This window comes from Alcaligenes faecalis (genome assembly GCF_005311025.1).
Lineage (GTDB): Bacteria > Pseudomonadota > Gammaproteobacteria > Burkholderiales > Burkholderiaceae_B > Alcaligenes > Alcaligenes phenolicus.
The window spans coordinates 1,998,979-2,011,351 of record NZ_CP031747.1; the positions used below are offsets into that span (position 1 = coordinate 1,998,979).

At 57.8% G+C, this 12,373-nt stretch carries 12 protein-coding genes; 5 read left to right on the plus strand and 7 right to left on the minus strand.

Going from position 1 to position 12,373, the window contains the following annotated elements; translation table 11 throughout:
• The first annotated feature begins 20 nt into the window (after positions 1-20).
• Positions 21-512 carry a GNAT family N-acetyltransferase gene (locus D0C27_RS09135; RefSeq protein WP_137430819.1) on the plus strand — a complete coding sequence of 164 codons (492 nt, stop codon included), beginning with the start codon at positions 21-23 and terminating at the stop codon, positions 510-512.
• Between the two features lie 86 nt (positions 513-598).
• Here D0C27_RS09135 and D0C27_RS09140 read toward each other — a convergent pair whose 3' ends face one another.
• The gene (locus D0C27_RS09140; RefSeq protein WP_137430820.1) at positions 599-1,519 is read right to left on the minus strand and encodes a LysR family transcriptional regulator; all 921 of its coding nucleotides are present in this window, start codon (positions 1,517-1,519) and stop codon (positions 599-601) included.
• 108 nt (positions 1,520-1,627) lie between these two features.
• Here D0C27_RS09140 and D0C27_RS09145 point away from each other — a divergent pair, with 108 nt between their 5' ends.
• Entirely contained in the window at positions 1,628-2,470 is an 843-nt protein-coding gene (locus tag D0C27_RS09145; protein ID WP_137430821.1) for a branched-chain amino acid aminotransferase, read from the plus strand.
• Positions 2,471-2,554: 84 nt separating this feature from the next.
• On the opposite strand, the gene D0C27_RS09150 is transcribed toward D0C27_RS09145, so the two are convergent.
• From D0C27_RS09150 to D0C27_RS09165, 4 genes are read right to left on the minus strand one after another with little or no spacing between them, the layout of a single operon-like run.
• Positions 2,555-3,487, minus strand: coding sequence for a DUF6999 family protein (locus D0C27_RS09150; protein ID WP_137430822.1), 933 nt, complete (start codon positions 3,485-3,487; stop codon positions 2,555-2,557).
• A gap of 3 nt (positions 3,488-3,490) precedes the next feature.
• Entirely contained in the window at positions 3,491-5,401 is a 1,911-nt protein-coding gene (locus tag D0C27_RS09155; RefSeq protein ID WP_137430823.1) for a beta-ketoacyl-ACP synthase III, read from the minus strand.
• Between the two features lie 14 nt (positions 5,402-5,415).
• Positions 5,416-6,330: a fatty acid desaturase gene (locus D0C27_RS09160; protein ID WP_137430824.1), complete on the minus strand. Its 915-nt coding sequence runs from the start codon at positions 6,328-6,330 to the stop codon at positions 5,416-5,418.
• Positions 6,327-7,064, minus strand: a complete 738-nt coding sequence (locus D0C27_RS09165; RefSeq protein WP_137430825.1) for a sterol desaturase family protein — start codon at positions 7,062-7,064, stop codon at positions 6,327-6,329. Before D0C27_RS09165 ends, D0C27_RS09160 begins: the two co-directional genes overlap by 4 nt.
• 190 nt (positions 7,065-7,254) lie before the next feature.
• Between D0C27_RS09165 and D0C27_RS09170 the strand changes: the two genes are divergently transcribed.
• The 3 genes from D0C27_RS09170 to D0C27_RS09180 all read left to right on the plus strand — a co-directional run bounded on the left by D0C27_RS09170 (position 7,255) and on the right by D0C27_RS09180 (position 10,245).
• A complete protein-coding gene (locus D0C27_RS09170) occupies positions 7,255-8,118 on the plus strand; it encodes a pirin family protein (RefSeq protein WP_137430826.1) in 864 nt (287 codons plus the stop codon).
• A 145-nt stretch (positions 8,119-8,263) separates the two neighbouring features.
• Positions 8,264-8,614, plus strand: coding sequence for a hypothetical protein (locus D0C27_RS09175; protein WP_035268424.1), 351 nt, complete (start codon positions 8,264-8,266; stop codon positions 8,612-8,614).
• Between the two features lie 71 nt (positions 8,615-8,685).
• Positions 8,686-10,245, plus strand: coding sequence for a TerC family protein (locus tag D0C27_RS09180; protein ID WP_115635307.1), 1,560 nt, complete (start codon positions 8,686-8,688; stop codon positions 10,243-10,245).
• A gap of 33 nt (positions 10,246-10,278) precedes the next feature.
• Here D0C27_RS09180 and D0C27_RS09185 read toward each other — a convergent pair whose 3' ends face one another.
• Positions 10,279-11,253 (minus strand): FecR family protein, encoded by a 975-nt coding sequence (locus D0C27_RS09185; protein ID WP_060186126.1) that lies wholly within the window; start codon positions 11,251-11,253, stop codon positions 10,279-10,281.
• A gap of 169 nt (positions 11,254-11,422) precedes the next feature.
• Positions 11,423-12,319 carry a LysR family transcriptional regulator gene (locus tag D0C27_RS09190; RefSeq protein WP_137430827.1) on the minus strand — a complete coding sequence of 299 codons (897 nt, stop codon included), beginning with the start codon at positions 12,317-12,319 and terminating at the stop codon, positions 11,423-11,425.
• Positions 12,320-12,373 lie beyond the last annotated feature (54 nt).

The following is a 12,373-nucleotide window of genomic DNA, read 5'->3' on the forward strand; positions in this document are numbered from 1 at the left end:
ACATAAAACCTTGAATTCATATGAGTGAACAAACCGTTTCCAAAGACGCCAACGTCTCTTTTCGTCGCATCAACTCGCAAACCGTCTACGAGGTGTGTGAGCTAAGCGAGACCCTGTCTCCCGCACAGCGAAGCATGATTGCCGACAATGGCACCTCCATTGCAGAGGCGCACTTTTCCGAGAATGCCTGGTTCCGTGCCATCTACGCCGATGACACCCTGGTGGGCTTTATCATGCTGCATATCGGTGCCGACCACGACGAAGGCATTCTGTATCCTGGTGCCTTTTTATGGCGTTTCATGATTGCAGCCCCCTTCCAAAACCTGGGTTTCGGGCGCAAAGCAATTGCACTGCTGATCCATGATCTGAAGTACCAGGGCTACAAGGAAATTAGGCTAGGCTATAGCCGGGGGGAAGGCAGCCCGGAAGCGTTCTACTCGAAACTGGGCTTTGAGCTGACAGGCGGCACCTATGGGGAGCACGAGCTGGAAGCCGTGCTGAAATTTGCTTGATAGCCAAATGGGCAAGGTGCTGAACGACGGCCTTCGCAAACCGTGTGCAGCCCTTGTGCAAACCGCATCCTAATCACCAAATAGGCTTAGCGCTGCCCGAACAAATCCGAAATGGCCGTGCGCAACCAGCGCACGCCTTCGTCCTGTCGACTGCGCTCATGCCAATGTACGCGCACATCAAAGCTGGGCAGAGCCAGCGGCGTAGGCACAATGCACAAGGCGGCAGGGTTCTGGAAAGACAGGACGGCCACATTGGGCACGGTCAGCAAATAATTACTGTTGACCAGAATCTGCTCCGCAGCCAGATAGTGGGGAATCGTCAGGCTGATATTGCGCCGCATGTCCAGGGAGCGCAGGGCGTTTTCCACCAGAGAATGCCCGCTGCTGGTGGCATCAATAGCCAGATGATCAGCCGCCACAAAGGCTTCCAGATCCAGCTCATTTCTGGCCAGGGGATGGCCTTTGCGCATGGCCGTCACATAACGCTCGTGGCGGAACACGCGCGAATGCACTCGCCCTTTAATCATGGGCAAAGAGCCAATCGCCAGATCAATCTCGCCCGAACTCAAACCACTTTCCAGCGATTCCCAGCCCAGATTCTTGATGACCAGGCGAATACCTGGCGCGTGTTTGGCGACAAAATTGTTCAGCCCCGGCAAAAAAACCAGCTGGCCAATATCCGTCATATGGACCTTGAAAACACGCGTAGACTGAGCAGGATTGAAGCCTTGGGTTTGCGTCAAGGCAATGCCCACTTCTTCCAGCAACGGTTGCAGTTTTTCGCGCAGTGCAATGGCGATCTGCGTGGGTGCCACACCATAGCGCGCCCGTACAAACAAAGGATCACCCAGCGCCTGTCGCCAACGTTGCACCATCAGGGAAATAGCCGACTGGCTGATCCCGATACGCAGCGCGGCCTGACTCAGGTTCTGACATTCACAGATCAGGCAGAAAGCATGCAGCTCGGCCAGCGTCCAATTATATGTTTTGTAAATATCAGATAGCACGCTGACACCACCTCAAGTCGTTTTTTGCTCTCTATTATGTATGTTGGAAATAGTACAACGACAAGATAAATTGCCACTACGTCCCAACAAAACCAGGAGGAAAGCCCCATGAGTAAAAATGAAATCACGTGGTCCAACGGTCAATGGAATAGCACCAGCGCACCTTTGATTGGCGCGACCGACCATGCGTTCTGGATGGCCACCACGGTCTTTGACGGTGCCCGTTCTATTCAAGGCCATACTCCGGATCTGGACCTGCACTGCGAGCGCTTGAACCGTTCTGCCCTCACCCTGGGCATGGAGCCCGTGATAACGCCGCAGCAAACCGTGGACCTGGTGCACGAGGGCCTGAAAAAACTGTCTCACACTACGGACTACTACATCAAGCTACTGTATTTCGCACCCGGCGGCTTCTTGTTGCCCGACCCGGCCACCACCCAACTGGCCATTCATATTTTTGAATCCCCACTGCCTGCTGACAGCGGCTTTAGCGCGACCTTCAGCGAATTCCTGCGCCCTGATCCGTCCATGGCTCCTACCGATGCCAAAGCCTCCTGCCTGTATCCCAACACCCAGCGTATTTTGCGTGATGCCAGCGCACGCGGTTTTGACAACGCCATCGTGCTGGACTCCAAGGGCAAGGTGGCCGAGTTTGCTGTTGCCAATCTATGGATTGTGCGTGACGGCGTCGCCCTGACCCCGGCGCTGAACGGCACCTTCCTGAACGGCATTACCCGCCAGCGTGTCATGCAGCTGCTGCGCGACGACGGAATTGAGGTACGTGAAGCCAGCCTGACACCACAAGACGTACTGGATGCCGATGAAGTATTTAGCACCGGCAATAACGGCAAGGTCCTGCACTGCAATCGCATTGACGATCGCCACTACGCCCGCGGCCCGATTGAAACCCGTGCTCACGAGCTGTACATGGCCTATACCAAGCGCAACTAAGTCTCAGAAAGTAGCCAACAGCATGGTTGGAAATGGGCCATGTGCCCAATAGAAAAACGGCTCACTATTGAGCCGTTTTTGTTTTTACATCTCGGCAGAAACCGAACTATCGCCCTGCCCCAAATCCGGTGTTTGAGCTCTCTCTGCCTGCGCTTGCGCCTGCTTCATCTGATTGAGCAAGCTATGCAGCATCTCTGTAGACAGACCGTGCAGCACCAAACGGTAACCCGCCCGCAAGGTCGACATGGGCACCAAGGGGTGACCATTGTTCACCAGAATCAAATGCTCGGGTGCCTGCAAAATCTTGGCCGCGTAAATCCCGATGGTCTCGTCCAGCTGCAGGGAATTGGCCGCACGCCAGAAGTCGTTATCAGTCAGCAGCAACTGGTACAGGGGCGTGAACAGTTCGATGGCGCTTTGCAGATCCATCTTGTTCAGCGGGCCTTGCGGCATATCGTCCAGCGCCAAAGGCACGGGCTGGATCATGGAGAAATCCACGCGTTTCGGCGGGCCGATTTCCTGATTATTGTCCCGCAAGGTCTGATTGAGCCGGATCACGAAATTGAACAGATTCAAATCGTGCTTCACAAAGGTGTGATCGCGCAATTCGTCGATGTTCATGGGGGTGAGCGGCGTGGTCGGCACCTTGGTGGGCGAATTGGCCGCGATAAAAGCCAGCACCTGTGATCCCAAATGGAAGTGACGCAGAATCAACCAGTTGGCCTGTGGCGAGACAAAGCGCTTCAAGCCCCAGACCAGAATGCGATGCAACAGCCCCGAATGCGACCATTTACGCGGCAAAAAGGTTTTAACGACCTGAATCACGATAATCATCAGGCGCGCCAATGGCCGCAGGAATGGCAGCAGGTACTGGCGTGACGACGAGCTGGAGTCGGCCAGCCAAGCCTGCTTCACTTCATCAGGCAGGGGCGTGCTGCGATCCAGATACAAGGCCCGCCAAGGATTGGGGTCCTGCGGGTCATGCGGCTTGCTTAAAAAATCCGGGATTTGATCCATGACTTAAAACTCTTTCGCGTATTGGAACTGCATCAGGTACAGGGCGGCGGTACGACGCGCGGTTTCAATAATAATCTGCTCGGCGCGGCCTGTTTCATCGCAATCCAGAGCCAGCTCCACCGCCACCAGCCAACGGGCCAGATGATGCTCGTCGTTCATGCCATGGTAGTGCAGGAAACGGTACATATTCGGTTCGAGCGACAGCGAGGATTTCAGTAGCGGTAACAAGGCAGGAACAATGCGCTGGCCGGTGCCCTCAATAATGTAAATCGCACCCAGCAAACCAATCGGGTCCTGGCTGGCCGCCAGGGCATGCAAGTAAGCGTTCAGCGCCTGACCGCCGGGGTTACGGCTCAGTTGCTCGATCTCGGTCGCGGTGCCACCAGCGTGCTGATAGTCCTCGAACAGGATCTTGAAGTCATCCTGCTCTTCGCCGGCGTGTAAGCGAATCAGCTCGGCCAGCGGGGCATAGGTGGGCGACAGGGAATCGCACGCTTCGCGCATCCACTTGGCGCCTTCACGTACCTGGGGAATCCAGTCTGCCATCCACTTTTGATAATCTTGCATGCGGATCGAACCGTCGTGCAGGCTGCGCAGCAAGGGCGTACGCCACACTTGGGAGCGATAGTCGTGCCAGATGGGCGCCAATTGCGTCAGCAGATCGCGCAAACCCTGCGGGGCTGTGGCCGGGTCATGCGGAGGGGCAATATCCACCTGATCCACCGAGGCCGGAGCCGACTGTTTGGCAGACGGGTAAGACACAGCCGCCGCGGGGGCATCGCAGGCTTCCACTTCCAGCAGCATGTAGGCCGTCATGAAGCGGCCAGACTCGGGCACGTAGCACAGGATTTGCTCGCCGGGCGTCAAGGTCCGGTCGCGCATGAACTCGGCCAGCATGATCAGAATGGACGCTGCGCCCGTATTGCCGCGCCAGCGCAAATTGCTGTACCAGCGCTCGGCAGGAATGCCCAGGCCAGCCTGTTCCAGCAAATCTGCCACCACGGGGATGAATTTTTCGGAGGAGTAATGGCACAGGAAATGGCTGATGCGCTCGGGGTCTACCCAGCCATCACGCACCAGTTTTACGTATTCGTGTATGCCGATGTCGAACAGATGCGGCAGCAGGCGAATGTCCTGGCGCAGGGACAAGGCACCGTCTTGCTCGGCCTCGGCCCAGGAGTCGTAATCCAGATGGCTGCGGGTGGAATCACGCGTTGCTCCCAGCTGCATGCAAACCGGGTAATCACCCGAGAAGGATTTTTGATGAATCCAGCGCAGGCGCAGGCGGACGCCGGGCTGCGTTGTGGGCAGAACCTGATCTTGATGACTTAACAAGGCCGCGCCCGCACCATCGGACAACATCCAGCGCAGGAAGTGTGAGTCAAAGTCCGCCTGATAGCCTTGCGAGGCAAAGCGCGATCGGCGGAACAAGCGCGATGGCATTTCACTGGCCACGGCCATACCGTGACGGTGCGCCCCCAGCTCGATCCCCTGGGCAACGGCCTGCAAGGCGGTCACGCCAGCGGCGCAAATTCCGTGGACCGAATGCACCTCCAGGGGAGGAGCGGCCAACTCACCTTGAATGGCATTGGCAAAGCCGGGCATCAACAAATCCCCGCCCGAGGAGCCGCTGGCCAGCAAGCTCACATCCGCCATGCTCAAACCCGCCTGCTCCAGGCACGCACGCACGGCATTGGCGGCCATGGCCGTATTGCTCCAGCGCGTGCTGCCATCTTCACCAATGGCGTAGTAGCGCTGCTGAATACCGTTCTCGGCCAGAATGCGCTGCTTGATGCGCCCCGAAATACGATTCAAGGGGGCAATAAAGTTATCCATTGCGGTGTTATCGACCGGCTCTCCGGGCATAAACCACTGGGCCTGATGGATAACAACGTGCTCAAAGGCCACGGGCATAGAAATACTCCTGATTACACGGAATCACGCCGACGCTCCGTCTGGCCCACGGCGTTCAAGGATTGACTGCGGTAGCGGGGCATGAACAGGCCCAGCACAAAAACACGCAGCATATAAGGCACCAGCCCCCCTTCGTTCAAGGCGTCCGGGGTGCGGGCTCGGTATTCGGTGTCGTGCAGCCGGGTCAGCTCGGACCAGTGCGCACGAGAATGCTCATGGTGGGCCACATGCAGGCCGATATTAAAGAGCAAGGGATTGACCAGGCCCTCGAAATTGCGGGCATAGGCTAGCTGCTCGCCATGACGGCCCTCATGACTGCCATCAGCATGGGCATGTTGCAGATAATTCGTGGTCAGCAGCCAGTGCAAACCGTGCAGCTGCGGCAGGATCACGTACAAAAAGCCTTTTACCGGGTCCAGCGCCAGGGCCAGCGCCCAGCTTCCCAGCCACACGCCGTACTGCGCCATGCAATAGGCCCAGACGCCCGGCCAATGACGGCGCAAGCTGCCCAGCCAGCCAAAAATCGTGGGGTACAGCGCAGGCACGGCCTCAAAGGGGTGCATCAGCCAGCCCAGCGTGTCGTTGGTATCGCCCCGCCAGAAACGGTAGGTGCGGGCCACATCTTTTTCACCATGTTTATAGCGGTGATGATTGCGCCCATGCGCAGGCCAGAACACGCAAGCGGGGTGGCCCTGTACCAAGGTCAGCCAGAAATCCGTCAAGCGGTTGGGGATACGCCCCCGCCACATGCGCAGATGATGATGGTTATGGTTGATGACGCCAACGCCCAGCGTCAGGAACAGCAGCAAGCCGTACAGAATCCAGGAGAAGCCGCCCCGCCACAGCACGACCACCAGCACAGGATAGGCCGTCAGGTACAGCAGGCTTTGCCAATCGCGCGGCTGACGCAAACGCCACGCAGCGCTCATCCCCGCGCCTCCTCGGGGCGATCGGGCAAGCGTGTGCCAAACAGGCGATCCATAAAGCTGAATTGAAAACCGTAATTGCCGTTGTACTGCGCGTGATGGCGCTGGTGACGACGGCTGGCCGCCAGCCAATGGCGGCTGGAAACATTGGGGAAAAAGTCGTAATTGGAGTGGCCGATACTGTTGAAAAACAGGCTGAACAAGGGCACGGACAAAAGCGACCAGAAACTGAAGTCATGCACGACCATGGGCAGCAAAATCACATTGCCCAGCATGATCGACTCCAGCGGGTGGAAACTGTAGGTGGAGAACGGCGTCACCACAACGGAAGAATGGTGCGGGCCGTGATAACGGCGCAACCAGCGGGTATGCAAGAGACGGTGATTGATCCAGAAGTGCACGTCGTTCCAGATCACCAGAGCCAGAATTTCCAGAACAATGCGGGTCGCGCTGGCATCAGGCGTCAAATGCGCCCAGTCCAGCTGCAAAAAGCCCCAGGGAAAAATCATGCCGGTGCCAAAAATCAGAATGGCCGTGCCGGATTGCTTCAGTTCCCGGCGCAGTTGGCCAGGACGCAAAGGGCGCGTGTCCAGGGGGCGTCCCCAACCCAAGGCAGGTAAAAGCCAATGTGTCAGCGCCAAGGTGCCCAGTGCAAACAGCACGTAAATGCCGCCGAAGAACAATAAGCCCACGCCCATTACCTGCCAGACGCTCAAGGCCTGAAAAGCCTGCCCCATTCCACTCTCTACGTAACAAAGTGCGCTAATGCTAGCGCGGTCAGGAAGATTACGTTTGTTAATTTGGTTACTAATTGCTCACATTCGTCCAGCCCGCCCAAGCAATACAGTTTTGCAATAGCGGGGGCTAATCATAGCGGGGTTTCGCCCCTATCCTTGAAGGCATGCGCTTTCAATCGGAACCCATGCCATGAAAAAGGTCGCCAGCATCCTCAGTCCATGCCCCTCTTTGGCGGGTGACGATGGCCTGGCGGCGCGTACCTTGTTCAGCCATCAGGACCACGCGGACCGGCACAGCCCCTTTCTGCGCTTGAATTACGCCGTCCCCACCCCCTACCCGGCCCGTAGCCGTCGCCACAAGGTACATGGCTCCCCGCAGCGCGGCTTTGAAACCGTCACGCTGGTGTATCAGGGCGAGCTGGAGCATCGCGACTCCAGCGGTCATAGCGGCATTCTGGGTCCGGGCGATGTGCAATGGCTAAGTGCGGCCTCCGGCCTGCTGTATCAGGCCAGCCACTCCGAGCCGTTCGCCCGTCAGGGTGGTACCTGGGAAATGGTGCAGCTATGGATCAACCTGCCTGCTTGTGCGAAAACTCTGCCACCCAGCCAGCAGTCTCTGCCCAGCGCAGACATTCCCGCTCTGGCCCTGCCCGATCAGGCCGGACAGATACGAGTGATTGCCGGGCAATACCGGGAGCAGCCCGGCGCGGCCCGGCATCACAGCCCGCTCCTGTTGTGGGACATACAGATCAAGGCCGGGCATCAAGCCTGTTTTCAGGTGCCCGAGGGCTGGAACACCAGCTTGCTGGTGCGAAACGGCGAAGTACAAGTGAACCAGCAAACGCGAGTGCGCCCCGCTCAGGTCGTGCTGCTAAGCCTGGAAGGCCGGACTGTCCGGCTGAACGCCCAAAGCGACACCCAGCTACTGTTGCTGGGCGGCGAGCCCATTGATGAGCCCGTTTTGACCTACGGCTCTTTTGTGATGAATACACAACAGGAAATTACCCAGGCAATTGCCGACTTTGATCAGGGCCGGTTTGGCTGCCTGGGCTGAGCTTTCCCTCTCCTATTTCCAAGCTGCCACGCGCCCCGATGGCGGCCCCTGCCACCCCAACCTGACCAACCATCATCACAGCACACTTGCATTGAGCCAGCCCGCATACGATATACTGAACCGTCATCGACTTCCCTTAGACACTATGAGACGCTGGTTCGTCGTCGTCTTGCTTCTTATTCTTCCCCTGCAGGCTTACAGCTCCCACTACCACGCAACCGTGCAAGGTGGTCAATCGGCTTTATTCGCTCAACACGAATCCGATGCAGCCGAGTCTGCGGAACGCCGTGTCTCATCCGCCAATCATCCTTTGCATCAGCTCAGCGCCATTTTGGCGCACACGCCCATGCAACAGTACGCCGATCACGCGGATACCCCCTTGCCCTGCCCGGTTCAGTCTTTCTGGCTGCATGCCTGGCCATCGGCTTGTCCGACCTATTCCCTGCCAGCAATTTGCTGCGAATTTGCCCCGGAGCACCGCCCGCCCCGCGTCTGACGCCTGACGCGCCGCGGCGCCCTGCTTCTTTGCTTTTTTGCACTTATTTATCTGTCTAACAGGACAACATCATGGAATGGCTACTCGATCCCAGCATCTGGGTCGGCTTATTAACTCTGGTGGTGCTGGAGATTGTTCTCGGCATCGACAATCTGATCTTTATCGCGATTCTGGCCGATAAACTGCCCCCGCATCAGCGCGACCGTGCTCGCCTGATCGGCCTGTCGCTGGCGCTGATCATGCGCCTGGGTCTGCTTACTATCGTCTCCTGGCTGGTCACCCTGACCACGCCACTGTTCTCCATTGGCCCGCTCAGCTTCTCCGGGCGCGACCTGATCCTGCTGCTGGGCGGTCTGTTCCTGCTGTTCAAGGCCACCAGCGAACTGCATGAGCGTCTGGAAGGTGGCGATCATCACTCCAGCACCAACAAGGCCTATGCCAGCTTTGGTGTCGTGGTAGCCCAAATTGTGGTGCTGGATGCCGTGTTCTCGCTGGACGCGGTGATTACTGCCGTGGGGATGGTGGATCAACTGCCCGTCATGATGGCAGCCGTCATTATCTCGATTGCGCTGATGATCTGGGCTTCCAAGCCACTGACCACTTTCGTGAACAACCACCCCACCGTGGTGGTGCTGTGCTTGAGCTTCTTGCTGATGATTGGTCTGACGCTGACCGCCGAAGGCCTGGGCTTCAAGATCCCCAAGGGCTATCTGTACGCGGCTATTGGTTTCTCCATCCTGATCGAGTTCTTCAACCAGATTGCCCGCCGCAGCCTGCAGCGCTCGCAGTCACGCCGTCCTTTGCGTGACCGTACCGCGGAAGCCGTACTGCGCATGCTGAGCAACCGCAAGAATGAAGACAAGGACGACAACGGCAACGATGGTCAGCTGGAACTGGACAAGCAGGCTTTCCGCACCGAAGAACGCAATATGGTCAGCGGTGTGCTCAGCCTGGCCGAACGCCCGATTCGCTCCTTGATGACGCCTCGTCAGGAAATTACCTGGCTCAATATCGAGGACTCCGCCGATACCTTGCGCCAGCAACTGCGCTCCACCCCACACAGCTTCTTGCCGGTGTGCCAGGGCGATCTGGACCAGGTGGTGGGTGTGGCTCGCGCCAAGGATTTGCTGGCCGATCTGGACGACTACCCGCAAGTCAAACTGTGGCCGGATCTGCGTGAACCCATCATCGTTCACGAACACACCGATGTACTCAGCGCAATTGCCATGTTGAAGCAGTCCAATGGCCAGTTCGTGCTGGTAACGGACGAGTACGGCGCGATTGAAGGCCTGCTGACCCCCATCGACATTCTGGAGGCCATTGCCGGCGAGTTCCCCGACGAGGACGAACAACCCGCCATTCAGCAGATTGGCCCCAACCTGTGGCAAGTGGATGGCAGCATAGACCTGCTCTTGCTGGCCCAAGCCGTGGAAGCGGACGACCTGCTTTTGAAAGACAGCAGCTTCAATTCCGTGGCCGGTTTCCTGCTGGAGCGTCTGGACTCCCTGCCCACGGTAGGGACGGTCGTTGAAGCAGACGGCTTGCGCTTCGAGATTACCGAAGTCAGCCAGCGTCGTATTGCAACGGTGCACGTCAGCCGCTTGCAGGAACCCGAGCAGACACAGGAGTAAGAAAAAGCCCGCTGCAAAGCGGGCTTTTTTCAATCAAGCACGACTCAAAAGCGCGATTCCGCCAGGCAAGCGCGTCACCGCCACGCCATATAACTGCTGCAAAATGTCCAGCGCCTCAGGCAAGTTATCCAGACTGACGGCAAAGCTGACCAAGACAGGGCCTAACGTGGCGTCTCGCAAAATCAGATGTCCTGACCAATAGCGGTTCAGCTCGGCCAGCACCTGCGACAAAGGCTGCTCATGAAAAGTCAGACGGCCCTGACGCCAGGACGGGAAATCCTCCGCCGCAACTGTCTGCACCGAGCTGATCGCATGGCGACCGTAAACAAGTTGCTCACCGGCAGCCAGCCGATATCCCTGTCCACCAAAATCCACCTGCGCACTGCCGGACAAACAGGTGACTTCGGTTTTGCCATCCAGATAGCGGATATTGGTACGGCCATTAAAGGTCTGAATGGAGCCAGCACCCGCAAACACCGTACACACCGAGGCCGAGCGCTCGGACTGTCGCACTTCCACTTCCCCATCCAGCAAAGCCACAATTCGACCCAGATGCGGGTCGTCACCGACGTTCAGGCGACTGCGCGTATTCATATCCAGCCAGACATGGTCCAGCAACTGCACGCGCCGCTGCTCGCCCGCACCCGTGCGATAGTCAGCACGCAAATCAGCCAAGGAAGGCCACAACTGCATAGGAGGCTTGGCGACCAGATACAGGCCACCACCCAGCAGCAAACCGCCCAGCAGGGCGCGACGCAAAGGCTGGTGGCCACGTTTTTTCATCAACTTGGCTTCGCGCAGCCAATCTTCACGATCTTGGGGCATGGCATCCCACATTTCGCGCGCGTGCGCAAAAGCGGATGCATGAGAAGGACTGCGCCCACACCAGCGGCGCAGCTCCCGAGCCTGACGAGAGGTCAGCGAGGACGTTTTCAGGCGGCTGACCCAGGCTCGTGCCTCCTTGTGCAAGGTGTCTTCATCCAGATTCAAGGCATTAGCAGGGTTCATCAACAATCAATTCAAAAAGCACTACACAGGGACTGCCAAACGCAATCCAAAACGTTTTATCCATCCGTTTAAACGGATAAAAACGAGAACTCAAAAGTAAACATAAATTGTCGGAAACTGCAGGCCCTATCGTCAAGCCATAGCCCGTCATAAAGAGTAAAGACTGGCTTTAACAGCACTGCATCAACTGCTGGCGCAGCCAGGCATGAGCCGGGTCCGCGTGGCGACGGCTATGCCAGACTTGCTGAAACAAGACCGAGGGAATGGGCAGGGGAGGCTGGAAAAACACCAGTTCAGCCTGTTCGCGCAAGTGCTCGGCACTGCGGCTGGACACCGTCAAAATCAGGTCCGTGCCCGCCAGGACTTGGGCTGCCGCACTCCAATGCGGCAAGGACAAGGCAATCTGCCGTTTAAGACCGAGCCGATTCAGGACGTTGTCGACCTCACTTTCCCCTCCCGGACGCATGGCCAGCAACACATGCGGGCGCTGCAACCACTCTTCCAAAGCAGGGGCTTGCCCGCCGCTCAGACTGGCCCGATCCGCAATGCAGATCAGGTGTTCCTCAAACAAGGTCTGCGCCTGCAAGCCGGCTGGAATTTCCGAGAACACGCTCAAGGCCAGATCAATCTCGCCATCCCGCAGCTGACCCTGCATGGCTTCCCGGCTGGCCTGGCTGACCGCCAACCGAATACCGGGTGCGTCACGACGCAGGCGGCGCATCAACGGTGGCAAGACAATTTGCGCGCCGTAATCCGACATGGCCAAGCGAAATTCACGTTGTTCACTGGCTGGATCAAAGCCACCCGCATCCAGCAGGCCATTGAGCTGCTGCAAAGCCTGCTCCAGAGGACGCTGCAACTGCAAGGCCAGCGCGGTCAGCTCCAAGCGGGAACCGCGGCGTATCAGCAAGGGATCGTTGAACACCTGGCGCAAATGCGCCAAGGCGTGGCTTACGGCAGGCTGGCTTTTATGCAGACGCTGGGCAGCCCGCGTCACATGCTGCTCGGTCAACAAGGCATGCAGGCTCAGCATCAAATTCAGGTCTATACGGCGCAGTTCATCCATAGAACGAATAATGACTGTGCACACTATTAATTTCAATAAGAATCGCGAATAGTG